The sequence below is a fragment of the Paenibacillus sp. GXUN7292 genome, assembly GCF_050864975.1.
GTDB lineage: Bacteria > Bacillota > Bacilli > Paenibacillales > Paenibacillaceae > Pristimantibacillus.
Map to the genome: position 1 here is coordinate 94,074 of NZ_JBOZWO010000008.1, position 26,708 is coordinate 120,781.

A 26,708-nucleotide genomic window follows, 5' to 3' on the forward strand; every position below is an offset into this window, starting at 1 on the left:
GAGGTTGGGGGCCATCTATAACGTACTTCTTGTAGATGATGAGCCGGGGGCACTGCTTTCACTGAAATATTTGCTGGATTGGGAACAGCTTGGTTTCACGATCGCGGCTGAAGCGACGAATGGCCAGCAGGCGCTCGATCTTTTTCATGACGGCCATTACGCCCTGGTCATCACGGATATGAAGATGCCGGTATTGAGCGGTTTGGATTTAATCGCGCAGCTGCGCGCATTATCCGATGTCCCGATTATCATCATGAGTGGTTATGAGGACTTCACATTCGCACAGAAAGGTTTGCAACTGGGCGTTAAGGATTATTTACTGAAGCCGGTTGAGGAAGATGACTTGGTGCGTTTATTGAAATCCGTGGCAGCCGAGCTGGAGAATGAACGGATGCTGGACAAAAAGCTGCATTTTGGCTTGTCTGCAACGAAGGAGCGCATTGCCAGAGATTGGGCTAACGGCTTCATGAATGCGGAAGAAGTGACGGAAAGGTTTAAGCTGATAGATATTCATGTTAGAGAAGGTTCAGGGATTTGCTGCATTGCGGCGGAGCTGGACTCAGAATCCTGGAATGACTCCTCTATGACGGATAATGATCTGCAAATAAAACGGTTTGCCGCGCGTAATGTTATGGAGGATATTGTTGGGTTAAGCGGCTGTTTATTCGAAGAATCGGATATGAAATACGGAATAGTTTTGTGTTCGGATTTAGACGAGGTGGAACGCGCGGATGTTATTACAAGAGTCAACCTGATGAGCCAACATGTGCAGCAATACGCAAAAATCGGGATAACATTCGGCATAGGCAAGCTGGTTCATGCGATGAATGAAGCCGTAAAATCCTATGAGGAAGCGAAACGAATGCTGGACAAGCAATTCTTTTTCGGCAAGCAAAGCGTTATTTCAGAAGAAAGGCTGCTCTCAAAAGAGGAGAATGATGATGAACAGAACTGGCTCCATGCCAACGAGCTTATTGATCAGCTTAACAAGCTGGACAGTGAGCAGCTAAAAGAACTGCTTGCGCGCAGATGGGAGTTATTGGCGAAAAACCAAGTGCATTCGAATCTGATTAAAACAATGATCCTGGAGCTGTTCATTGCGATGTTTCGGCTTGTCCGGGAACAGGGGATTGATTATGAGCAGCTGTTCAATCCGAGACAACTCGATTACGAACGAATTATGGGGGCAGGATCTTTGACGGATCTGTTCGAAATTACATGGACCAAAGTGAAGGAAACAGCTGAACTGATCAAGTCCCATCGCGAGCTGTCATCGGAAAATGCGGTCAAAATTGCCAAGCGACTAGTGAATGAACGCTATGCCGACAACATCAGTATGAAAAATATAGCTTCTCAAGTGTATATGAATGCCGCCTATTTAGGGCAGCTATTTAAAGCGGAAACAGGTATTGGCTTTAACGACTATTTGTTTCAGGTTCGTATGGAAAACGCAAAAAAAATATTGAGCTCTACTGATATGAAGGTCTACGAGGTGGCCAATGCAGTCGGTTATAACGATTTGGATTGGTTTTATAAAAAATTCAAGCAGCATACAGGCTTAAGCGCAAGCGAATACAGGCAAGAACAATAAATTCTCCCGCTATAATATGAAGGTTAAGGGGTTCATCGGATGATGAACCCCTTTTATAATCAGAAAGGAAGCGGTTACAAAATAAGCATTAGGAGGAACAATGAATGAGAAGTGAGCAGTTGCTTCGCAAAGGATTTCGCAAGCTCCAGTTTTACGTTTGCATAGGGATGATTCTGGCCTTGGCTATACCGCAATTGGCTATGGCAAATGGGCAGCAGGAAGAAGCTGATATTTATAGCGGTTATGGGTCAGGCTTGATTGCATCAACGACGGGGTTTGCGAATAGGGATGCCAATCCGGAGCTAGGACAGCTAAGCGGCTTCGGCAATAGCGGGAGAATGGAGCTGGACTACCAGTATCGCAGCATCGGTGTTGATTTTGGAGCAATCGCGGCTGTGAACACGATTGAGCTTGCAGCGGCGAATGCATCGAACAGAGTGGAGAAGGGCGATCTGTCGCTATACGTCAGTATGGATAATGTGACGTACAGCAAAGTAAAGGATTGGGATTTCGTTAAAGTGGACAATCGTGTCATTTTGTACAATTTTTCGGAATCAGCACGTTATGTAAAGGTGCATAATCATTTTGACGATGCGAAAGGCACTTTTTATAATGACAGCCTGCAGGAGATGATTAAGGCGTATCAACTGCCGCAAGGACGCTGGACGGCCGGAAATGGACAAGGCTGGTTGTATCAAAAGCCGGTGACTGTCTCCAATCCGAATGCCGGGAAGATTAATGATCGGGCGGTTTATCTGACTAAGGAGGATCTGGGGACCTCGCAATTGATTGCCGATGGAAAGCTGCAAGCCGATTATCGCGATATTCGCTTTGCGGCGGGTGGCCAAGAACTGCACTTCTATATGGATGATGCAGGCTTCTACGTGCGAATTCCTGAAATGCAGCCTGAGGAAACGAAGCAAATTTATATGTATTACGGCAACCCGGCTGCCTCCTTCCGCGGCGGAGCACAGGAAGCGCTGCAAATTGAGTACGGCAACAAAACAATTGTGGAACAGTCGGGGGAATTGAAGCCGGTGCGTTTGAAGGATGGTACGCTGATGACAGTGGCGGGCTCGAATGACGTGGGCATACTGGCCAATTACTCCTTTGACGGCGGCAAGACATGGACGGATCAGGAAACGATTATTCAGCCTGTTTCGGCAGCAGGCTCCGACCTGTATGAGTTTCCTACAGGGACATATGTAGATGCCGACACAGGCGAGGTTTATTTATTCTTTGCCGTCCATCATTATTTTGGCGTATGGAGCGGCGGCAATACTTGTTTATCTATCGATGTGTGTCGCAATGATATGTATGTCGTCAAATCAACCGGATTTAACGGACAAAAGCCGGTATTCGGGACACCCGTGCAAATAACCGGTCTTCAAATGGCGTCCGGCGCGACGATACATTATATGATCTCTTATACGAATCCGATTCGTCATAGCTCCGGGCGAATTATAGCGCCATTCTCCCATGTCATCGGAGATGACGGCACCTTTGGCGTCAGCTTCCTGTACTCGGACGATAATGGGGACACTTGGCAGAAGAGCGTTTCTGAGCTGACGATTCCATCCATCGGTGGGGAAGGCGGAGTGACTGAGGTTGCCATTATCGAATTGGACAACAGCAGCTTGAAAACCTATTTTCGTCAGCAAAGATCGGATATCTATTATTTTGGAACAAGCTCATCATTGGATGAAGGATTGACATGGTCTCCGGTCGCGGACAGCGAAATGATGAGCACTAATACGTTCCCCGCCATGCAGCGGGATGACAACGGGAATATATTACTGACATGGTCAGGGCATAATGCGGAAGGCATGGGCAGCTATTATCGCAATAATCTTACCATTGCATACAGCGATGATGAGACGCTCACCTGGCAGGGTTATACTGATCTGGTTGGACGTACTCGCCTGTCTACGCCGGGCTGGATTTCCGAGAATGAGAAGCGCAACGTCGTTCAGGCGGATGGAGTAAAGGCAGGTGATGATGCGTGGCTGTTCACCTGGCCTGGACTGACGGGGTCCTTCTCTATGCTGGTAGAGGATTTTGATCGTTATTTGCGCTACAGCCATGGCGTATTGGATAGCTTCGAGTATGAGCATAGCGGAATTTCACCCGATAATGGGACGACTTTGGCGAATGATTACTGGTGGAAGACGGCTAATTCCGGAGTCGTTACTACAAGTGACGCTGTTGCGAGGCAAGGTGATCGATCGCTTTATATTCACGACAATATTGATGACCAGCGGGTGACGGGCGGATCAAGGCTGTTCCCGGCAACCCGGAAAGCGAGCGTGCAGCTTTCGATCTATGGAGAGAGCTTCGACAATGATCTGTTTATTTCTTTGCAGGAAGGATACTCGCAGCATTGGAATGCGCTCGGTGCCGGTTTCATCCTGCAGCTAGATTCTGACGGATCGTTGAAATATACAGATACAGAAGTAAATTCTTCAACCGGGACGGTCAAAGTAGGATTTGTGAATCCGGACAGCAACCCGCTGACTGGCAACTTGTCCAATTTCTCGGACGCTTTCCCGTTCGCGTTTGATTACAAGGATCGCAGCGTAGGCGTGGATCTTGGCAGGGCTGCCAAGCTGCGTAAAATCCATTTGATTGACAGCAAGCAATATAATAAACCGCAGCCGCCAGACAACCTGCCGGGGAATCGGATACAGCAGCAGAACCTAGAAGTGTATGTCAGCGATATGAATAATGGGGATTGGACACTTGTAGAAGGTTGGAGCTTCGAGAAGGAAGACGGCAATATAACGATTGGACTAGATGGTTTGGAAATCGAAGCGCGCTATGTAAAAGTCCACCAAAACTACTCTGACACGGCCTTTACTTTCGGAGCGCCACAGCAAGAGATTATGCGGGTGATCACAGAGTATGACCAGCCGATCGAGTTCCAAGAGCTGGCGACACCAACAAGCTTGGCGTTTAATGAATGGCATAAAATTCGTCTTGACTTTGATCTGGACAGTGGACTGGCCGACGTCTATGTGGATGATGCATTCAAGGGCACGATAGAGGCTGCTCATCCGGGTAAAGTCATTAACCATCTGATGATCTCATCCGGTGCTTCCGGACTTGGGACGGAAGTCTATGTGGATGAAGTGATTATTCAGGATCTATCTGTGGCGCTGCCGCAAGCCGGACTAATAGGAGATGAGGGGCTGGCAGCTGAAGAAGAGGATACGACTGCTCCGGCGATCGCATTCTCCCCAGACGGTAGTGAAACCATACTGTATGAAGCTTCTGTCCAAGCGGCGGTAACAGATGATTGGAGCCGTATCGACGCCGATCAGCTTAAGTATGTTTGGGCACAGAGTGAAACAGCTCCGGATACAGGCTGGAAAGCATTCAGCTTAAGCGATGCGATGACTTTGTCGAACGTGTCAGGCGATTGGTATTTGCATATTCGAGCAGCTGATTTAAGCGGTAATACAGCGGAAGCCCACTCTAACCGTTTCCGTATGCAGCTAAGGAATTCATCGGGGCCGACGTCGCCTTCAACCGGTGGCAATACCGGCAATGCATGGAACGTTGCTGCCGGGGAAGGCGGGACGTTTGGAAGCAATAATGAAATAGAATTGACGATTCCGGAAGGAGCCTCGGATAAGGCAATGCGTATTGCCATCTCAAAGCTTCAGGAAGCCGACGTTCCCCAGCATATGGAATGGAGCCGGTTAAGCCGGTTAAGTCCTGCCTTTAATGTATCGAAAAATATAGCTGGAAGCTTGAAGAAGCCGGCAACGATTAAGCTGAAGTTTGATCGGGATAAGCTTGAAGATAATCAACAGCCTGTTATTGCTTACTATGATGAAGTGAAAAAAGTTTGGGTTGAAATCGGAGGAAAGGTTGAAGGTGATTTTATTTCGGCGGAAACAGATCGCTTAGCAACATTCGTGGTCTTCGCCAAGCCGCTTGGATCGACTGAGCCTGTCGTGTCGTTTAGCGATTTGGAAGGACATTGGAGTGATTCTGCAGTTTATGAGGCGGTAAGGTTAGGGATTGTCAATGGCTATTCGGATGGCATGTTCAAGCCGGATAAAGCGGTGACAAGGGCTGAGTTCATCGTTATGCTTGCCCGCGCGCTGGAGCTGGAGGCCGATGAAGAAGCGTTGCCATTGTCGTTTGCCGATAGCGAGCAAATCCCGAACTGGGCTTTGCTGTCTGTAGCGCAGGCGCTGAAAGCGAGTATTATACATGGCTATGATGACGGCACCTTCCGTCCGGATGCGAGGATCACTCGCATAGAAATGATTGCAATGACAGTGCGTGCGCTAAAACTCCCAATCGGCGAAGAGACTGCTACGAGCTTTGCAGACGATGCGAATATTCCGGCTTGGGCAAAATCATTAGTTGTTGAAGCAGTTGCCAAGGGACTTGTCAAAGGGCGCGGCGGCAACCGTTTTGCTCCAGGCGAAACATCGACTCGAGCAGAAGCGGTGACGATTTTACTGAGAGCTATTCAATAAGAGATTAGGGAGTATGCGGTGGTATACTCCCTCTCTATTTGGAGCAAGGCTAGATGGCTGTAAAGCAAATATAACCGTATTGTTAAGGAAAAACCCAGATTTCTATAGGGCGTGAAAAAGTAGTCTATGCTATTCTGATGCAAATATGGGTACCGAATTATTAGAAAGTGGGTATGTTATGTCGACGATGGATATGTTTCAATTGAAGGGTCAGGTTGCGATTGTTACAGGTGGATCGGGTTTGTACGGTGAACATATTTCAACCGCTCTTTGTGAGGCAGGAGCGCATGTCATTATCGCTTCCCGCAACGAGGGGAAGTGTCAAGCTCTCGCAGATCGCTTCAATGAACGAGGATACAAAGCATCAGGCATGAAGCTGGATCTGAGCGATGAGCAAAGTATTATCGCATTTATCGCAGAGGTGTCCGACAGATACGGGCGAATTGATATTCTCGTCAATAACTCTGTCTCACGCTATGGTTTAAACAATGTTGAAGAGACGACTGCCGAAGGATGGAATACAGCGCAGCAGGTGAATGGAACGGGGCTGATGCTTATCTCGAGAGAAGCCGTTAAGCTGATGCGTGCCGCCGGCAAAGGAAATATTATTAACATAGCCTCCATTCAAGGAGCGCAGGCGCCTCATTTCCCTGTATATGGAGACACGGGTATGACTAGCGGTATCGAGTATACGTTCGCGAAGTGGGGGATGATTGGAATGACGAAATGGATGGCCAGCTATTACGGACCTTATAATATTCGCGTCAATGCGATTAGTCCCGGCGGTTATTACGAAGGAGACAATCAGCATGAGGAGAATTCGAATACATTTGTGAAAAATTACAAGTCCATGACTCCGTTAGGCAGATTAGCTGAAGATGACGATATTAAGGGGCCGATCGTTTTCCTTGCCTCCGAAGCTTCACGTTACATCACGGGCCATAATCTGTTATTGGATGGAGGCTGGACAATCTGGTAAAAGAAAGGGGGAAATGTCCGTGAATAAACTTACAGTATCCAAAATGACGCTCGGCACTGTACAACTAGGGATGAATTACGGGTTTATCGGCAACAGTCAAAAGCCTGATGTTCAAGCGAGTTATCGTATTTTGCAAGCAGCATGGCAAGGCGGAGTGTCGACCTATGATACGGCTGCGACGTACGGAGAATCTGAGCAAATACTGGGCCATTTTTCGGGGAAGTTGCAATCTGGAGAAGCTCCGACAATCATTACCAAAATTTATGTGCAGCCGGAGGATGGCTGGAGTCCTGCACGAATAAAAGATGAGATTTATCGCCAGACGAGGGCGTCGCTTGAGAGGCTTGGTGTTGAGCAAGTGTCTGCTATGATGCTGCATAACGTCGGTGCGATGCGAGCTCATGGAGACATCATTGCTCAAGTATTCGACGAACTTGTACGGGATGGCTTAGTGAAACAGGCGGGTATTTCATTCTCGTCCAATACAGAAGAGGAATATGCAATGTTGCATCCGTATTTGGAAGACTCCGTTTTCGGCGCTGTACAGCTTCCATTAAATTTGTTCGATCATCGACCGCTAAATAACGGGTGTCTGGAGATGTTGAGATCCGCCGGCAAAACCGTGTTTGTCCGCAGCGTATTTCTGCAAGGACTTCTCTATGCAAATGAAGCGGAGCTGCCATCTCAACTGCCCGAAGCTATTGAGCCGATCCGCCAGCTTCGCGAGCTTGCAAATAGTTGTGGCTTAACTCCTGCTGGGCTGGCTGTTTCCTATATTCGCGATATGCCGGGTGTAGATAGTTTGGTTATCGGCGTGCAGACAGTTGAGCAACTGGAGGAAAATTTGCGGCTAATGGAAGGACCTGCTGTGCCAGAGTCAATTTGTAAAGAAATAAGAGAGAGATTCCGGAATCTTCCCGAGCGGCTCCTTTCACCAGGCATGTGGAGCAGGACATACTCATGATGGTTTTTGTGTTATGGATATCTCTCAGAATAAGTAGGTGAAATGTTGAGGCTCAGGGTGTTAGATCAATTGCAGCGTGGTGAACAAGCTTTTATCGTTTGCATAGGCGATTCCATTACAGAACAGAATTATCATCTTGAGGGCAAGCTTAATTATGTGGGTCTGCTTACAGAACGGTTAATGGAACGGTACAATCGCAAGTCGTATGTGCTCAACGCTGGAAAGAGCGGTGATACTTCACAAGGGATACTGAATCGACTGGATGAAGACGCCTTGCGATTCAGAGCGGATTTGATAACAGTGATGATCGGCATGAATGATTCTGTACAAGGAGAAGCGGGTATTGCCCAATTTAAAAGGAATTTGGAACAGATTGTCACTAGGGTTATAGGTTCTGGATCAGAGGTGCTGCTTTTAACTCAGAATTTGCTTGATTTTAATATTCATGAGCAAGCGGTCTTATCTAGAATTGCCTATCCAAAGTACGCTGCAGGGGTGCAGGAAGTGGCGGCTGCAACGGGTACTCCATTGTGTGATATTTACAGCCATTGGTGTGAACAGGTGCAAGAATCGACCAATTGTCACTTGATGCTTATGCATGATAGTATTCATCCCGGTGCCCGTGGTCATGCTTTCATAGCTGAGCAAATCTATCGATATCTGAATATTTTGCCTAGTGCGGAAGAATTGTCGAACAAATTGTATTTGCAACAGTAATACATATTCATCCAAATGACAGGAGAGGTTTCATAATGATTAGAGATGCTTTGCAAAATTTCAAGCTGTATACAGGCTTTCATCCCCGGTTAGAGCAAGCAGCACAATTTATAACTAACGAGGAATGGAAAACTCTTGAGCCTGGAAAATATGAGATTGACGGAGACAATATCTTTGCACTCGTTCAGCATTATGAAACGAAACCGCGAGAGCAAGGACTTTGGGAAGCGCATGAGCGGTACATGGACATTCAATTTATGGCTGAAGGCGAGGAGAGCTTTGGTTACGCGCCTATCGGGCAAGCGGTTGTAACACAACCTTACGATACCGATTCCGACTATGCGTTATACGATGCGGCAGGTGATTTCTTCATACTGCGTCAAGGTCACTTTATATTGGCAGCGCCACAAGATGTTCATATGCCTTGTTTGGCGGTTGACACTCCACAGCCGGTTAAAAAAATAGTGATCAAGGTAAAGGTTTAATCAACCACAAGAATAAACGACTATCGCCGTCCTTTGGGTAAATGTGTTTACCGACGAAATATAGAACAGGTATAAGTTTTTAGGGGGAACCGAAGGGTTCCCCTCTTTTGCTTATCGTTGGCGATAGGTGTTTTATTCAGTGTTTTATTCGGTATCCCCTCTACTCAGTTACATATCCAACGAAAAAGAATGATCGAACATAGGGAATGACATAGGAACTTTACATTGGATAGAGAACATGTGTTCTGTATAATATAATTATGAAAGTCAAATGCACGAATAAAAAAATTGCGGTTCAAAGGCTCGACCTAACTGGCTAACCGATACCGATTCATGATTCAAATATTAAATTTCTTTTGACGGAGGGCGATCATGGTTTGCGACGAGAAGACAATAGTCAAGACATTATTGCGGCTGCCGTATTTGCGCGGTCGTGATGGCCATAGCGATCAGGGACAGAAAGTAAAGCTTGTAAAAGCATGGCGGGCATTTCAGAAACGGTTTGCCTCGGAATCAGCCTGCTATGACTATTTGTTCTATTTGAAATGGCCAAATGGCTATTTGTGCCCGCGCTGCAGCCACGACCGGGCCGTTGTAATTACTACTCGCAGAATGCCGCTATACCAATGTCGTTGCTGCCACCATCAAACAACATTGACAGCTGGGACGATCATGGAGGGAAGCCGCACACCGCTGCGCAAGTGGCTGTCAGCGTTCTTTTTTCTTTCATTTGCCGAAATAGGGGTTAATGCACTGCAAATGCAAACCTTGCTCCAGGTGACTTATAAGACGGCCTGGTCAATTTGCCAGAAAATTCGCCAGGCCATCAGCCAATTAGATGCCGATCAGCCATTAAGCGGCCTTGTTACAAAGGAGAATTTTCGAGCATCAGCATCCGTATCTGCTCCTGTACCGATATCCATTTCCGATTCCGCATCAGCTGTATCGACTGCTATGTTTGCGTCTAATTACGACTTGGCTTCTTCAACATCTGTACTTCATTTCGATCCTGTTTTTAGTTTTGAATCTAAGTCCGATCCAAGCATGGCCGTTAATCATTTATCCGTACGGGATCTTTGCGCTGCCCGATTGCTTATGCCGGCATCCGCGCTTCTGGTTAATCCAGAGCCTCCTCTTTCACTTATTCCTGCTGTCTTACTCGAACGTGATTCTCAAGAGAGGTCGTTTCTTGTTGGCGCTTCTTTGGGCAACTCGGGGAAGCCTGAGTATGTCAAAATCAAGCTAATTGCTAAAGAACATATAGAAGGAAGGCGATTGTTGCCTTTGGGGATACGTTTGTTTGAGGAAAGGCATGTGAAAAAGGGAACATCTGTCGAGCATTCTACCGGCATGCCATATCGCAAGCGACGCTGCCTGCAGAACATATATGACAACAGTATGGGACGGTTGAAACGAACATATGGTAGTTTGGGACCAAAGTATTTGCAAACTTATCTGGACGAGTGTTGTTACTATTACAATATAAAAGCCAAGGGACGCTTGATTTTTGAAGGGTTGTCTCAACTAAGTATGGCTTCAGTAAAATGAATTTTCTTCGTTATAGTTGATTCGCCTAAAAAGTTTATGAAATTGCTCTAAGGGCTGGATCGCCTCATAAATATTCTTCGAAAAAGCTGGATACTCATGTAAGCTTGATTTCTAAGTATGGACTGCAGAGTTCAAGTTCTAAAAGCGAGGTTTGCATATTGAATAATGTGCGGGATAAGGTCAATAGAAAAGTCTGGATTTAATAGGCTTCTTTTTCGCTTATAAGTATATGAGTATATGAGTATATGGACCTGCTAGTCGGTTACTCTCCACTCGCTCAATTATTGCTCACCGCCTGTAACTGAACGAAGGGGATACCGTTTAAATGAATAAAAAAACGTTTGCTGCAATCACATGTACTACTGCAACATAATTCCTGCTTGAAGTTAATTAACCTTATTTTTAAGGAAAAACCCAGATTTCTATAGGGGCATGAAAGAATCGTTTATGTTATTCTGAAGAAATAAAAAGGGATAAGCGAATGGGTGCAATGATGTCATTAATGAAATATGAAAGCGCTTGCTAAAAAGGGGGAGTACGATGAGTGAGCATTATGAAGACGATAAAAGCAGAGCGGCTAAAGCCGGCTTTTATCACGCTTATTTTTCATTGAAAAATATATTGATCGGTTCGTATATTGTGCTATCGATTCTTGTTATTTCTATTTTTGCTGTAGTAACAAGCAAGGTGACTGAACAAATCATTACGGAGAAAGAAAATCGCGCTGTCATTAACTCACTTCGCAATATAGATGACCGCATTACGCTCAAACTGGACAATTACGGCACTGTAATGAATTCACTTGCCTATAGCGATTCGACGCAAACACTGCTAAAACAAGCTAGCGAGCTTTCCAATCAGAGGCAGCTCGAGCTTGTCAATGAAGTGTATTACAAAATGAATGAGGTCAATGTGACCAATACGGAGATAAACGCCATTCAAATAATAGATCTAAGCGGGAAGAAGTATATGCTTAATAATGGAAATTATTATTTGGAAGGACTGATGGACAACTACTTTGAATCGCCGTTATACGATCAGGTCCGTTCTTTGAACGGCGGATTGTTTATCGATTACTCGGGAGCATACTCTCGAGATACGAATAACTTGACATTGTATCGGACGATTAACGAATTGCGGGGAACCAAGCCGATTGGCGTTATTGCTATGAGCATTAAGAAGCAAGCGTTGGGAAGCATTTTATTTCAGGATTCCGATCTGCCATTAACAAGTCTCATTGATATATCGGGGATTACTGTGATCGATGCTCAAAAGGAACTGCAGGGCACGGAAAGTGCCATTTCTTTTAACAGTTTTACAGATATAGCTTCTTCGTTCGAAACTCCACTTTATGGCGACAATTACTTCATTACTTATTTGAAAAATAAGCACTACGACTATACATTGGTCAATCGCGCTCCTATCGGTTCGATCTATCAAGATGTAGCTTTTATTAAAAAGGTTAATTTTTATTTAATATTGTTTAATTTGCTCGTCGTAGTCATTATCGCTGTGTTTCTTTCCAGGACGCTGGTGAAGCCGATCAATGAACTGATCGGATTAATGAATCGGGTTAGACAAGGCAACCTCAATATAAAAATGACAAATCCGCCGCTTAACGAAATCGGCATACTAGCTAACAATTTCAATGAAATGGTAATGACGCTGCGCAATAGCGTTCCGCTGCGCAAGGAGCAATTGATCGGCAAGCTGCTGCTGGGTAGAACGGCAGATAGCGGCCTTTTGCAGCAGGCGAAGGAATTGGGGCTTCCTGCGTTTGACTCCGCCCATGGCGTCGCAGTTATGGAAATTAACGATCGTTCGAACATAGATGCTTCCGCAGTCTCGATTGACGATGTGGAGATACTGCTCCAATCAGAACTTGCAGCTATTCACTCCAGCGCGTTATTGCATATTCTTGATTCCAGGCGCGTCATTATGATTGTGCATGGAGAGGATGAGGATATCGTTCCCTACTTGCACAAGATGTTGAATGAACAAAAGAACATTCCAGTGACGATTGGCGTTGGCCGCTTTTACGCGAGTGCTGAACATATCCATGAGTCTTATTTGGAAGCGCTGGATGCACTTAATTACAAGCATCTGTTTGATCGGAATGGAATGATTTATATAAACGATATTCAAGCATATGTTTATAGCTACGAGCAGTTGGACGTCTTGGAGGATGGCATTGTCCATGCGGTCAAGTATATGAAAGAGGAAGAGCTGCTCTCAATGATCGACAAGCTGTTTATAACCTTCAAGGAGCAATTTGTAAGCAAGGAAGCGATGAATCGAACGATTGTGAATACGTATTTAAAAATATTCAAATTAATGAGCGATAGAGGGATTGACTTGTTTGGGAGCGAGCAGTCGAATATTCAGGTTCCTTCTATTAACAATATCCATCTTCATGCCGGCGCGCATGAGCTCAAACGAGAATTTGCCGCATTCCTGCAATCGGCAACCCGATTAATAGAAGAACGCCGTGAGAAACGAATGAACGAAACGATTGCAGTAGCAATTGAGATCATCCAAAGCCGCTATGCAGATAATGATTTATCCGCTGGCAATATTGCCAAGGAGCTTCACATTAGCGAGAATTACTTCTCCAAGCTGTTCAAGCATGAGACAGGAGTTAACTTTTCGCAATATGTTACAACAGTGCGAATGGAAGCTGCTGAGAAACTGCTGCGGCAAACCGGTAATAAGATTGGTGAGATCGCCTTGCAGGTCGGTTATAACGACGCCAATTATTTTAGCCTATGCTTTAAGGGGGCTTTCGGGGTTTCTCCGGGCAAATACAGGGAGAAGCAAGGTAACTAACCACATTTTTTATGGTTTTACCCAGATTATTATATGGGCAGAGTAACAGTTTTTCGTATACCTTGAGAAATGAAAGCGATTTATTTAGTGCTTTCAACTACACAATTTGGAGGGGCTATCCTATGGTAAAGGTAAAGCGAAAGTACGGAACGATTAGTCTGGCTGTGCTTGTTCTAATTGTGGCAATCCTCAGCGGATGCGGCAAGAGCAATGAAACAGTACCGGCAAGTGGTTCATCCACGCCGGGAGGAGTTGTCAGCAGCGAGCAGCCGAAAGCTGAAACAAAGGATGATGAGAACGTCGAGCTTGTATTCTGGACTTATCCCGTTCTCGATTTGCCGGGACAGAAGCCGGGTGAATACAATAACGTGCTGATTGAGAAGTTTCAAAACAAGTATCCGAATGTAAAGATCAAATTGGAGATTATCCCATATGAAGGCGGCGATCAGAAGGTTAATGTGGCGCTCGCCTCCAATACCGCACCGGACATCTTCAATGATTATCCGGGCCGTACGACAGGCTATGCTCAGCGGGGCTATACCGTTCCGCTCAACGATATGTTCACGGATGAACAGTTGAAGCAAATTCCAGAGGATCTTCTTCGAATGGTATCGTTGTCCGACGGAACGATCTTCAGCTACCCAACCGGTCTTGGAGCAACGATGCTTGTCATTAATAAGACACTGGTTGAAGCAGCGGGAGCATCCGAGTTTTTGCCAAAGGGCGAGATGCGCACGTGGACGACAGAGCAATTCGAGCAGTTGCTGAAGGCAGTGAAGGATTACCAGAAGAATGACTCTTATCCTATGACGCTGTTTGCTTTGAATGAGCAGGGGGATATGCTTTATCACAGCTTTATGGCAGGCTTCGGCGGCAAGAAATTTGCGGAGGATCGTATTACCAGTGTAATGAACTCAGCAGCAAATGTGCAGTCGCTTGAATGGGTGAAGTCACTCGTCGAGAAAGGGCTTGTTTTCCCGAATCCGGAGACAAGACCAGCCTCGATGAGCAATGACTATTTTGTGCAAGGAAAGACAGCGGTGGCGCTTGGTTCCTTGAATACGTTTAATCTCGTGAAAAAAGCGAAAGAGGATGGTACCATTCCCGAAGAATTTGAAATGATGCTGGCTCCTTTCCCTAGCTCGAAGGAAGATCATGGCGTTATCGTGCCTGGTGGCGGCGTATTTGTCTTATTCAATAATGGCGACGAGAAAAAGATTGAGTATGCCAAGAAGTTTGTTGATTTCGCTGTCAACGAAGATCCGGATTTCTTCAAGGCAGCAAAGACATTCGATGTTTTCGGCAAGCATATGATGGTGGATGAGCTTAGCCCCGAACAGCTATATATGTCTAAAGCGATATCGGAAACGGAGAAAATTTCCCGTATTGACTTATCCTATGATGTCGATGGTTATACACAGACGAGAGCCGTATTTTTCCCGGAAATGCAAGCCATATTTATTGGAGCGAAGACGCCTCAGCAAGCAATGGATGATTTTGTGAAAAAATCAAATGAAATTGTTAAGGCAGCCTCAGCCTCCAAAAAATAAACTAATTTCGGATGGAACAGGAGTGTGGAGTGCAATGCTGAAAAAACAACTTGTCCTCTTGCATAAGGAAAGATACGGCTATATGTTTGTGGCTCCGGCGCTGCTGTTCTTTGCCTTGTTTTATCTATATCCCATATTGGACGCGATCAAAACAAGTCTTTATTCCTATACGGTGTATTCCTCTGGCTGGGCCGGCCTGGGGAATTACCGGCATCTTCTGGAGGATGAAGTGTTTCGCAAATCGGTCCAAAACACTTTGCTTATTGCGTTGATGCTTGTCCCGGCGAAATTGCTGCTCAGCCTAACCTTATCGGTTATTATTAGCCAATTCAAATCGAAGGGACAAAGTTTTTTTAAAGCAGTGTTCTATATTCCTGCAGTTACATCCGTCGTTAGCATCACGTTAATGTGGCAATATATTTTGAACTATGATTACGGATTGCTGAACTATGTTATCGGCTTGTTCGGTATGGATAAAGTCAATGTGCTGAGCTATGATATGGCGCTAATCACGACGACTGCTATCGTTCTCACAATGGGACTGGGACAACCAATCGTAATATTAACAGCTGCACTTGGCGGTATCCCTCCCAGCTATTACGAAGCTGCCGAAATCGATGGCGCATCTTTATTTCGCAAGCATGCAAGCATCACGCTGCCGATGCTCAAGCCGGCCATTCTGTTTGTCGTCGTGACGGCTACAATCGGAGCCTTTCAAGTATTTGCGATTATTCTGTTATTCACTGCGGGTGGGCCGCATTACGCGACATCTACCATATTGTTATTGCTTTACCAGGAAGCGTTCGTTAACGGCGATTATGGCCGAGGAAGTGCGATGGCCGTTATATTAAGCATTATTATTGTAGCGATAGCCTGGATTCAATTTAAACTTCTGAAAACAGAAATTGAGTATTAAGGGGAATGAGTGATGCTATCTAATGAAAAGCTGGTCACCGCCGGTTCCAAACTATTAATCGTCATCATTGCCTTGCTGTTTCTATTTCCGTTTTATTGGATGCTTTCATCATCGTTTAAGGAAATGTCGGTTGCCTATCAGATTCCGCCACAGCTATTTCCTGCCAAGCCAATCATATCAAACTATATGCAGTTGCTGGAGACACAAGCGGCAAGATGGATGATGAACAGTATTGCCGTAAGTTTGGTTACGACCTTTCTGGTTGTCATTATATCTTCTATGGCTGCCTATGCACTAGCCAAAGTACCGTTTCGGGCAGGGAAATATATATTCGCTTTATTCGTCGGCTCTATGACGCTTCCGTCTGCGGCGCTCTTAATTCCGCAATTCAAAATGGCGATTGGATTGCAATTGGTCAACACATACGGAGGATTAATTATTCCTGCGTTGGCCGCGCCTTATATGATCTTCCTGCTTAAACAATTCATGATGACTATTCCGAAAGAAATGCTTGAATCGGCAAAAATCGACGGCTGCAGCGAGCCGGGTATCTATTGGCGAATTATGATGCCTCTGGCTAAACCTGGGCTTGGAGCGATCGCGATCTTTACGTTTGTATCCAGTTGGAATGATTACATTTGGCAATTGCTTATTATTAAAGATTCCACGATGATGACTTTGCCGCTAGGCGTCAAGTCGCTCATCAATGTGGAAGCAGTCAATTGGGGGCTCATCATGGCAGGCTCCGTGCTGGCTTCCATGCCAGTGCTAATTGTTTTTATTTCGTTTCAAAAATATTTTGTGCAAGGCTTAACGGTTGGGGCAGTGAAAGGATAGAAGAAAGCTGGCTGGAATGCCTTCCTGTAAATTCGGCCGTTAGCGCAAACGCCTTGCTACAAACAACGCTATCTCTGAGGTTGTCCTTAACGACAGCCTCTTCTTTCTTAGCAGAAAAAATTGAAGAGTTGTCTATAAAGGTGTAAGTTCAGCGAGATTGTAGAGATCATTTGCTATAAGGAGAGAAGCCGAAATGAACATAGAACATAAAGGATTAGAGCAGTTTCTTAAAGGGACTTTCGGAAATGGCGGGGACAATTTGTTCGTTGACGCCGCCGGAACAATTCGCCGGATTATGGATAACGATCTGAACAATAACGGTCTGTTCGATATCGTATTGCCTAACACCCATGGCTATATCGAACGTGCTCCCACTTATATCTATACAGAGAAGGAGGGAGACTGGGAGAAATTCCAGCTTCCCCATGACAGCGGATGGCTGCCGAAGGCAATAGATGTAGATGGAGACGGATATTTGGATCTCATTATTGCCAATAGCGAGAACGGAGTTACCTCCGAGCTGAAATCGTACATTTATTGGGGAGGGCCAAACGGACTTACCGGCGAGTGTACGGAGCTTGATACGATCGGTGCTTACGATGTGGCGGTGTTCGATATTAATGGCGACGGATTGAATGATCTAATATTTACGACCGCATGGTATGATCATCATAACGCGGGTGTTCCATTGCATCAGAAGGTATACGTCCAGACAGCGCCAAGGCAATTTGCCGATGTGACGGAGAAGTACAAGATTCCCGGCCTTGCCACCGTTTCGCTTATTTGCGAGGACTTGAATGGCGACGGCTATCCCGATCTGGCGCTTGTCAATTTGCGAGATCAATACAATTACGACATCGAGTCGGTCGTTTATTGGGGAACGCCCAAAGGATTCGACACGGACAATCCCGTACGTCTGCCTACCCGGCATGCCGGACAGGTGCTGACCGCCGATTTGAACGGAGATGGAAGGAAGGAGCTTCTGTTTGCCGGCGGAAATCAGCTTATCATCTATTGGAATGACAACGGCTCATTCAGTGCCGAAAATCGGCTCGTACTTGATATTGCCGGAATGACTGGTCAATTCGTCAAAGGGATGCTCACTACCGATATCGCTGATATCGATAACGACGGCATTCCCGAGCTTGTGATCGCCACGCTTGAAGGAGTGGAAATTCGCAAAGCCAATGATTTGGAACATGTGTGGATGAAGCTGCCTTGCTATGGCTGCTCCTGGGTGAAAGCGGCTGATATTCGCAATACCGGACGTATCGATATTATAGCTTCGCACTACTGTTCATCAACTGCTTATGACACGGTGTCGCTAGTATTCTGGAACAGCGAGGACGGTTACAGCCTTGACAATGTCACGAGCTTCGAGACCCATGGGCCGATGGGCTGTATGGCCGCCGATTTGGACAACGACGGAGTGAAGGAAATTATTTTTTGCAACACGATGAAGGGGCCTTCGCAATTTGATCCGAATTTCCCGGTGTTTGTTTATTACGGAACGCACGATCATCAATATAAGGCTGAGAATCGCAAAGATTATCCGGTTAATATGATGTGCCACACTTACGCGGCAGCGGATGTTGACAATGATGGATTTGTCGAGTTGATTGTAACGACGGTAGAAGGCATTCGTATTTTTCAAGGAACTGCAGACGGACCTGATTCATCTAATTACTACGATGTCATCCACCCCGCTTGTGAAAAGTATGGCTTAAGCCATATTGTAGGCGGAGTAATGGTGGGTGATTTTAATCGCGACGGCTGGCTGGATTTAATTGTGGTGCCATGGGTCATGAGGAATACGGAGGAGGAACTGAGCCACTCGGTTGTCGTCTATTACGGGGGTCCGAACGGTTATTCCAATGACAGACGCATGATTTTGCCCGCATACACAAGAATCTCACAGGCCATTCTGCTCGCTGATATTAATAATGACGGCTATATCGATTTCTTGTACGGAGACGGAGAAGGCTCTATAGGCGTGTACTATGGAGGCACGGAAGGATTTAATAAGGAACGTTATGGCAAGATCCGGCTTAAGGATTATAATGGCGCGCTGATTATGGGGCTGGCGACAGCCGACATCGACAAGGATGGCTGGCTGGAACTCATCGTAACGACAGCAGGACATTATACCCGTTTGTCGAGCCATGTGTACGTATTGCGGAATGGAAATGAAGGTTTTCCTGAGGAGAGTACGTTCATGTTCGAGACAGGGGGGACGACGGGATTCCCGGCCTTAGCCGATATGACTGGCAGCGGCAATCTGGATTTGCTTCTTCCGTTCTATTCGACAACCGAAACAAGGGAGCTTCCTGCCCGCATCTTTCGCGGGGATGGCAAAGGCAATTTCGATTGGGAGCGTCCAGAGATGATCGATTGCTTGTCATCAATCGCGTTTACCCCGGTCGATCTTAACGGTAATGGATATCCGGATTTGTTCATTTGCTGTCATCGCAATGACCTGGGACATATCGTCAATTCCAAGCTTATTATGAATGGCCCCGACGGTATTGATATAGAGAATGCTCAAGACATACTTGGATATGGCCCGCATAACTTTACGGCGAAGAATCAAGGCAATGCGATGGATCGGAGCGATAACGAGCATTATATATCCCCATTGTTCGCATGTGATAGGCCGCAAAGGATTGAATGGCAAGGCGAGACGCCATTCAAGACATCATTATCGTTCCATGTGCGCTTCGGCCACAGTGAAGAGGAAGTGAAGGGCTCTGTCTGGAGCGAGAGCATCGTCGACAGTGGCAGTGCCTTGCACGCTCCGCAAAACGCCAAGTACATGCAGTACAAAGTTGAATTCCGCGCGCCCGGATTGGTAAGCTCTCCAAAGCTTACTTCGGTTACGATTAAATCTTAGAGGATTACAAGCTGTCTCTGAAGGTAACTATAACTTTCCAGGGACAGCTTTTTGGTATATGGTCCCGGGGCATTCCTATCGTTCAAACAGCCATTTCCAGACGGATAAATGATGTTCCAGCCACGTTTTTGCTGCGGCTATATTTTTTTTTGCAATAGCTTTCGTAATTTCCTCATGGTCGCGAAGTGTAATATAGCCGGACTCTTTATCCAGAAGCTGGTCGCGCCAATCGTGAAAAAATGCGCTTATAACCTCACTTAACTCCTGAAAGGTTGCGTTGCCGGTCAGCTGAAAAAGTGAACGGTGAAAAGCGATATCCAGTTCGATGATCGATTCGTCATTCTCGATAGCGGCGGCCATCTGTGCATTAATACGGTCTAACGTGTCTAATGCGATTAGCTGTGACCGTGAAAGGATCAGCTCAAGCGCGGCTTTCTCCAGCATGATTCTCGTTTCGAGCAGCTCATGCATACGCGCAGGGTTTTGTGTCCAGCCGAAGGACACTTGATCTACAATATGGCTAATCGAAGCTTCCGATACATAGATGCCGTCACCTGGTTTAATTTGGAGAAGTCCAATTGTTTCCAGCGACTGAAGAGCTTCTCTTATAACCGTTCGGCTCATTTGCAGCCGCTCTATCAGTTCCTTCTCGCTGTAGAAGCGATGTCCCGCACTAAAGCTTCCGTCTGTAATAAATTCGCGGATTTTGGCGATTGCTTGTTCTTTTAGACTAGTGCGTACTATAGGCTCAAGTGACATAATTCCGCTTTCTCCTATTCAGCATAAATTGGTGAAGCGATACTGCGATAAAGTTGATATTAGAAGTGAGAGTAACTGAGCAGCAGATGCTCCTCAAGCAGTTCAATCGCCTTGCCCTTTTGTCCTTGCTCTATGAAATCAAGTAATTGACGATGCTGTCCAATGGACTGGTTGCGTTCTTCTATAGAAAGTGCCTTGTCACGGAGTGGTTGTTCGATGAGCGCAAAAAAATTATCAATCACAGTGGTCAATTCAACTAAATATGGATTGGTTGAAAGCTGGATAAGCCGGCGATGCAATTCATGATCCAGTCTTACAAACTCTGAATCGCTGATATTGTCTTCAGATTGCTCTATGATCTTGTATAAAGGCTGAAGCTGCTCCTTCTGAATATGGTTCATAATATGGCTAAGAGCAGCTTGTTCAATCATAAAGCGAAATTCAACCAACTGTTTAAAGGCCTGTTTGTCATGATTGGGGGGGAGCATTTCTTGGAATAGACGAGATAAATTTTGCTCTTTGACAAATAATCCCCGTCCTTGATGCTTCTCGATTAATCCGAGTGTTTCCAGATGGCTGAGCGCTTCTCTGACGACAGGACGACTTACTGCCAAAGCTTCAGACAGTGCGCGTTCCGGAGGCAGCCGGTCGCCAGGCTTCAACTGCTGATCCATCATATATTGTTTAATGCGGTCGCTTACGATCCAGCTTAATGATTTGACTTCACTTGCTAATGGTTGTTTCAATTTGCAGAACCTCCTCTACATTATCATTATAGCCAACAATTTGAGAATGTCGATTGATTGTAAGTAGAATGAGGTTCTACAACTGGTCGGCGTCATACAGAGGGATATTGGTTGCTGTTCCCCGAACCATTAGTCGCTGCTGCTCCAAATCCTTATAGCCTGCGCCGCTAATGATGCATACTATTTTGTCAGTGCGGTTAATTTGGCCTGTTTCCACAGCCTGAACGAGACCGGCCAGTGAAATCGCTCCGGCAGGTTCGCAATAAATGCCTTCCCGCCTTGCAAGTTCACGCTGCCACTTCCATGTTTCCTCATCGGCTACGATGCAGCCCACGCCCTCGCTGCAATCCAGCGCTTCGAAGGCAATGTTTGCATCCGGCGGATTAGACACTTGAATGCCTGAAATCATAGATGTCGAGGCTCCTGCTGCAGGTTGTCCCAAACCTTGCTGCCAGCCTTTTACTAAATTGCTGCAGCCTTCTGATTGGCAGGCACCCATGTGGGGAAGCTTACTGGCTTTGTTTTGTTGGCAAATCTGTTGAAAGCCTTTATATATGCCGGAGAACAGCCCGCCTCCGCCAACAGGGACAAAGACGGCATCGGGCATGCCAAGCTGATCGGCTATTTCCCAAGCGATTGTTTGCACAGCTTCCATAGCTAGCGGAGCATAGGCGAAAGCAGTAATGACAGCTTCCCAATTATTGCGAACCGCCTTGTCCCGTACCTGTTCGAAAACCTTGTTTCCGATCGCCGGATCGAAGCCGAGCCCTTTTACCTTGTACACATGCGGTTGATGAACAAGCATTTGCTCCAGCTTGGCGGGAGTGATATTTTCCTGGACATAGACGTGATAAGGAATGCCCGCTTTGGCTGCATAGGCAGCGATAGACGCGCCTGCATTGCCGGAGGTGGTGCCAATACAGGCGGTTTTACCGGATTGTTTGGCCAGGGAGAGTGCCATTGCTGAGATGCGATCCTTGTAGGAACCGGTTGGATTCAGTGATTCCAGCTTAAAATAAAGCTTCGACAAACCTAGCTCTTCACCAATGGAACTGCTGGCAATAAGCGGTGTATGCCCTTCTCCAAGTGTAATGCGATTATGCGGCGCTACGGCCGGCAAGGAGTCTGCAAAATGCCATATACCTGTAGATATCATATAAAATAGCACCTTCCATATATGTTATGGTATTACCAATTATAGTACTGTATACTCATGGTAAGGTCAATGCTTATCTGGATACTTCAATCTATGAAGCGGCCTCGTATCCCCAATGAGTGAACAGATTTACATTGATCTAATCAAAAGTGAGCGGAAAACCGGACATAATGTATGATCGGAGGGGGATGCATGGAATGAAATGAAATTGACTAAAACAAAAAGTTAATGCTATATTAATTGGTAATACCATATTATAACTATACAAAGGGATGGTGCAATGGTTATTCATGAGCATCAGCAAGCTGCAGCGCATATTCGAGTGGGGATGATCGGGTTAGGACGCTTTTCACAATTTCATCTGAAATGCTTGAAACAGCTTTCAAATGTAAAATTAGTCGCTGCAGCAGATTTAAACGAGTCAAGAAGGCTGGAGACGGCTGAAGAGTGGGGCTGTGCCTGCTATGCAAGCTGGCAGGAAATGATCGACACAGAGAAGCTGGATGCGGTCATTGTGCTTACTCCCGAAATGCATCATGTCGAACCGGCTCTGGCAGCTTTACAGGCAGGCTGTCATGTATTTGTCGAGAAGCCAATGGCGCTTACAGAGCAGGATGCTGAGCGGATGATTGAAACTGCCAAGCGGAATAAGCGGTTGCTTATGGTGGGGCATGTTCTGCGTTTTGATCCTAGAATGCTTGCGGCAAGGCAAGCGGTTCAGCAAGGCGAGCTTGGCAGGATTCGCTCGATTTATTCGAGACGGAACAATCCGAGTCGTTATTTTTCGTTATATGAGCGTACGAATCTAATGTATATTCTCGGCATTCATGATATTGATCTGCAGCGTTGGTTGACAGGAGCAGAGGTTGTTGAAGTGTTTGCCCGATCAAGCAGCGGCGCCGGGAACGGACCGGATTTAATTTGGGCCATGCTTACCTTTTCAGATGGGACGATAGGTGTAATTGAGAATAATTGGCTCATTCCAGAGCAAGCGCCTGCGGAGATGGATGTGCGTATGGAGATTGTCGGCGAGGAGGGCAGCATACATTTTCAGGATCCTGATCAATCGCTTGTATTTTGGAGTGATCACGGCGTAGTTCATAAGGCTTCCTATATATGGAATGAAGCTTATGATTCTTATGCAGGCTATATTTTTGAGGAAATGAAGCATTTCTACCAATGCGTGCGCGATAGCACACCTTCTCCTATTTTGTTGCCAGAGGATGCGAAAGAAGCTGTTCGGGTGGCGGAAGCTATTATTTTGTCCAGTCAAACCGGTCAGCCGGTTCGATTAGCGCCTTGATGTGGAAGGGGAGGCGGCGCGATGGCGCAACTGACTGAGCGTGTTTATTTAGTAGGAAGCGGATTGTTAGGCAATCGTATGTCGGATGACTATGACTGTAATATTTACTATGTAAAGGCTGGTGATAAGGGGATATTGATTGATTGCGGAGGCGGAAGAAATACGCAGATATTGCTTGATCATCTTGCGCAGCATGGATTTTCGGGCGAAAAGCTGGAATGGCTTGTATTGACACATGCGCATGCGGATCATTCCGGTGGTGCCGCCATATTGCAGCAGCAATTCGGCGCTAAGGTCGTTTGTTCAAGTTTGACGGCAGAGCTGGTGAGCGGCGGGGAAGATACGCTTGGGATCGGCAAAGCGCGGGAACTAGGGATTTATCCGGCTGATTATCACTACGAGCCTTGCGTACCGACCATCGTGGTTGAAAATGGGGAAAAACTGTGCTGCGGCGACTTGGAGCTACATTTTATTGCGACACCCGGGCATAGCTGTGATCATATAAGTATCTACATCCCGCAGCTTGCTGCATTATTTTGCGGGGATGTACTATTTTCAAATGGAAGAATAGCTGTGCAGCAGGCAGAAGATTTCTCGCTTGAGGAGCTTGCTTGCAGTATACGCAGATTGAAGCTGTTGCCGGCAAAGGATTTGTTTCCGGGACACTGGCAAACATTATGTGGCGATGATGGAAAAACGTTGGCAGCGGCCGAACGGAAATTTGCAGCGGGGGAAATACCGGAGAGCATTGTGTAGGACGGATCGGATTGGATCGGTGTCCAGTAAGGAAAAATTTTGGGAAATGGTAGGGGATGAAGAATGAATCATTTATTGTCGGCAGGGTATTATCCAGCGCTTGGGACGCCTCTTGATGAGCAGGGGAATGTCATTGCTTCGAGCTTAAGTTTACATGTTGAGGATCAGTTGAGTGGGAATGCGGCAGGATTGTTGGTAATGGGCTCGATGGGCATACAAGCACAAATTAAAAACTCCGAATATGCAAGGACGGCACAGATCGCATCTGATGCTGTAAAGGCGGCGCAGTCTGATTGCCCGGTCATGGTTGGCGTTATGGACAACTCGATCGGACGGGTGATGGAACGAATAGAAAGTTTGAAAGGGATGGCTTTAAGCGGCGTTGTAGCGACTACACCTTATTATTTTGGATTGACGCAAATGGAGGTTAGAGCTTATTTCGAACGGATTGCGGCGGAGTCTGATTTTCCTGTGTATATGTATGATTTACCGGTTATAACAAAGACAAAGATTGAAGCGGCGACAGCTATTGAGCTCATGAAGCATCCGAATATTGCAGGAATCAAGACGGGAGACCTGGCTTTAGCCCGTGTGCTGCAACGCGAGAAGGCTCAGCATGCTCCTGGGTTTTCGGTATTGTTCAGCGGCCTGGATGTATTCGATGCGGCTTACGGTTATGGATTAACGAGCCAGCTTGACGGCATGTTCTCGTGTACGACGACTATTAATAAACAGTTGTATGAAAGTTTGAAGAATAATGATATGGCGACGGCTTCCGGCTGCCTGCATGATATTATTGCGCTTCGTGATGTATTTGCAAGTGTGGGTGTATTCGCCGGCTTTAGCTATGCGATGAACTTGCTCGGTTTTGCTGGAAGTTTTACGCCAGATTATGCGCTGCGGCTGACAGCTGAGCAAGAAGATAGGGTCCGGAGCTTCATGCAGTCACTTAAACTGGTTTAAGGAGAATAACGATGACGATTCCACATATTCCTGCAGAGTTATTCGATTGGGATTCAGTAAATCCGGGGCAGGTTAAGGATGTGATGTTGACTTTCCCATGTGAGGAAAGAGTCGGGGAAATTCCATTGCATATCGTAAAAGGGGAAGAGCAAGGGCCGACCTTACTTATTTTGGCTGCTGTTCATGGTGACGAATATGACGGGGTGCGTACTGTTATTGAACTTATTCATGCCTTGCAGCCGCAGCATATTCGCGGAACGGTATTGATGGTGCCTGTAGTAAACTTGCCTGCTTATGAAGAAATTTCACGCATTACACCGCTAGACGGCAAAAATCTCGCCAGAGCATTTCCAGGCTCACCAGAGGGAAGTTATACGGAAAGACTGGCTTATTACTTGGATCAGTATATTTTGGCGAAAGCGGATTTCTTGCTCGATCTTCATAGCGGCGCTATGGAATTTTCTATTCCGGTGCTTGTAGGCTATTATCATAATGAGGAAGAAGAGTTAGGGAGACGTTCTTGTGCTGCCGCAGAAGCGTTCGGCATGGAGACGATATGGGCTCATCCGCAGGTTGGGCCGGGGCGCACTGTAAGTGCAGCGATGCAGCGGGGTATTCCCTGGTTATACACAGAAGCGAGCGGCGGCCGCAGAATTAAACGTGCGGAACAGGAACAATACAGGCGGGGCGCTTATCGCTTGATGCATCATTTGGGTATGCTGCTTGGCCCTGAAGCCTGGCTGCTCGAGCCTGCCCCTGCTATTAAGCGAAGATTGAATGGTGATGGCAATTTTGATGCTTCTTTGCTTGCGTCCATTGAAGGTTTCTTTATCCCGGCAGTGGACTTACTGCAGATTGTTGAGGAAGGCGATAATGTCGGCAGTATCTATAATATATTTGGCGAGGAATTGGAGAAGCTGGGTGCGCCTTCCTTCGGGATCGTTGTGGGCCTGGCGGAAATGCCGTACGTCAAAAAAGGCGGGATCATTTGCTCCATTACGGGGTTGATCAGATGAAAACTAGTTTGGCTAAAATGTAGAGCTCAGTAAGCCGCTCATTTTGTAACGAATCCTAGAAGCGCTATTTCGCATAAAATGTACCTTTTGAAATTGTAACGCATCGTAGAAGTGCTATCTGTGAACAAAAGCTCATTTTGGCTGCGTTTTACAGCCAATAAGCACGCTAGGATTCGTTACATTTTTATAATGAGTTTTTTCGGTATAATAGCG

At 46.2% G+C, this 26,708-nt stretch carries 19 protein-coding genes; 16 read left to right on the forward strand and 3 right to left on the reverse strand.

Translation table 11 applies throughout. The features are described from left to right. Positions 1-4: 4 nt before the first annotated feature. The 12 genes from ACRRU2_RS09635 (at position 5) to ACRRU2_RS09690 (ending at position 19,796) form a co-directional block, all read left to right on the forward strand. Positions 5-1,591 carry a response regulator gene (locus ACRRU2_RS09635; protein WP_432501077.1) on the forward strand — a complete coding sequence of 529 codons (1,587 nt, stop codon included), beginning with the start codon at positions 5-7 and terminating at the stop codon, positions 1,589-1,591. Between the two features lie 104 nt (positions 1,592-1,695). After that, the gene (locus ACRRU2_RS09640; RefSeq protein WP_432501079.1) at positions 1,696-6,084 is read left to right on the forward strand and encodes a DUF2341 domain-containing protein; all 4,389 of its coding nucleotides are present in this window, start codon (positions 1,696-1,698) and stop codon (positions 6,082-6,084) included. Positions 6,085-6,262: 178 nt separating this feature from the next. Continuing rightward, positions 6,263-7,063, forward strand: coding sequence for an SDR family NAD(P)-dependent oxidoreductase (locus ACRRU2_RS09645; protein WP_432501081.1), 801 nt, complete (start codon positions 6,263-6,265; stop codon positions 7,061-7,063). Positions 7,064-7,082: 19 nt separating this feature from the next. After that, on the forward strand, positions 7,083-8,027 hold the full coding sequence (locus tag ACRRU2_RS09650; RefSeq protein WP_331698071.1) for an aldo/keto reductase: 945 nt from the start codon (positions 7,083-7,085) through the stop codon (positions 8,025-8,027). A 57-nt stretch (positions 8,028-8,084) separates the two neighbouring features. Next, positions 8,085-8,744 carry an SGNH/GDSL hydrolase family protein gene (locus tag ACRRU2_RS09655; protein ID WP_432501085.1) on the forward strand — a complete coding sequence of 220 codons (660 nt, stop codon included), beginning with the start codon at positions 8,085-8,087 and terminating at the stop codon, positions 8,742-8,744. A 35-nt stretch (positions 8,745-8,779) separates the two neighbouring features. Next, on the forward strand, positions 8,780-9,229 hold the full coding sequence (locus tag ACRRU2_RS09660) for a YhcH/YjgK/YiaL family protein (protein WP_432501087.1): 450 nt from the start codon (positions 8,780-8,782) through the stop codon (positions 9,227-9,229). 372 nt (positions 9,230-9,601) lie between these two features. Next, positions 9,602-10,777: a transposase gene (locus ACRRU2_RS09665; RefSeq protein ID WP_432501089.1), complete on the forward strand. Its 1,176-nt coding sequence runs from the start codon at positions 9,602-9,604 to the stop codon at positions 10,775-10,777. A gap of 540 nt (positions 10,778-11,317) precedes the next feature. After that, entirely contained in the window at positions 11,318-13,603 is a 2,286-nt protein-coding gene (locus ACRRU2_RS09670) for a helix-turn-helix domain-containing protein (protein WP_432501091.1), read from the forward strand. A gap of 122 nt (positions 13,604-13,725) precedes the next feature. After that, positions 13,726-15,153 carry an ABC transporter substrate-binding protein gene (locus ACRRU2_RS09675; RefSeq protein WP_432501094.1) on the forward strand — a complete coding sequence of 476 codons (1,428 nt, stop codon included), beginning with the start codon at positions 13,726-13,728 and terminating at the stop codon, positions 15,151-15,153. Between the two features lie 34 nt (positions 15,154-15,187). Further along, on the forward strand, positions 15,188-16,069 hold the full coding sequence (locus ACRRU2_RS09680) for a carbohydrate ABC transporter permease (protein ID WP_432501096.1): 882 nt from the start codon (positions 15,188-15,190) through the stop codon (positions 16,067-16,069). Between the two features lie 12 nt (positions 16,070-16,081). Beyond that, positions 16,082-16,906, forward strand: a complete 825-nt coding sequence (locus ACRRU2_RS09685; RefSeq protein ID WP_432501098.1) for a carbohydrate ABC transporter permease — start codon at positions 16,082-16,084, stop codon at positions 16,904-16,906. Positions 16,907-17,099: 193 nt separating this feature from the next. Continuing rightward, positions 17,100-19,796: an FG-GAP repeat domain-containing protein gene (locus ACRRU2_RS09690; protein WP_432501100.1), complete on the forward strand. Its 2,697-nt coding sequence runs from the start codon at positions 17,100-17,102 to the stop codon at positions 19,794-19,796. Positions 19,797-19,871: 75 nt separating this feature from the next. On the opposite strand, the gene ACRRU2_RS09695 is transcribed toward ACRRU2_RS09690, so the two are convergent. From ACRRU2_RS09695 to ACRRU2_RS09705, 3 genes are all read right to left on the reverse strand, one after another. Continuing rightward, entirely contained in the window at positions 19,872-20,555 is a 684-nt protein-coding gene (locus ACRRU2_RS09695) for a FadR/GntR family transcriptional regulator (protein WP_432501102.1), read from the reverse strand. A 59-nt stretch (positions 20,556-20,614) separates the two neighbouring features. Continuing rightward, positions 20,615-21,301: a FadR/GntR family transcriptional regulator gene (locus tag ACRRU2_RS09700; protein ID WP_432501104.1), complete on the reverse strand. Its 687-nt coding sequence runs from the start codon at positions 21,299-21,301 to the stop codon at positions 20,615-20,617. Positions 21,302-21,377: 76 nt separating this feature from the next. Further along, a complete protein-coding gene (locus tag ACRRU2_RS09705; RefSeq protein ID WP_432501106.1) occupies positions 21,378-22,457 on the reverse strand; it encodes a pyridoxal-phosphate dependent enzyme in 1,080 nt (359 codons plus the stop codon). 280 nt (positions 22,458-22,737) lie between these two features. Here ACRRU2_RS09705 and ACRRU2_RS09710 point away from each other — a divergent pair, with 280 nt between their 5' ends. From ACRRU2_RS09710 to ACRRU2_RS09725, 4 genes are all read left to right on the forward strand, one after another. Further along, the gene (locus ACRRU2_RS09710; protein WP_432501108.1) at positions 22,738-23,760 is read left to right on the forward strand and encodes a Gfo/Idh/MocA family protein; all 1,023 of its coding nucleotides are present in this window, start codon (positions 22,738-22,740) and stop codon (positions 23,758-23,760) included. 21 nt (positions 23,761-23,781) lie between these two features. After that, complete coding sequence (locus ACRRU2_RS09715) at positions 23,782-24,516, forward strand: MBL fold metallo-hydrolase (RefSeq protein ID WP_432501110.1); 735 nt, start codon at positions 23,782-23,784, stop codon at positions 24,514-24,516. A gap of 63 nt (positions 24,517-24,579) precedes the next feature. Beyond that, entirely contained in the window at positions 24,580-25,479 is a 900-nt protein-coding gene (locus ACRRU2_RS09720; RefSeq protein WP_432501112.1) for a dihydrodipicolinate synthase family protein, read from the forward strand. Positions 25,480-25,490: 11 nt separating this feature from the next. Further along, positions 25,491-26,495 carry a succinylglutamate desuccinylase/aspartoacylase family protein gene (locus tag ACRRU2_RS09725; RefSeq protein WP_432501114.1) on the forward strand — a complete coding sequence of 335 codons (1,005 nt, stop codon included), beginning with the start codon at positions 25,491-25,493 and terminating at the stop codon, positions 26,493-26,495. Positions 26,496-26,708: the final 213 nt, after the last annotated feature.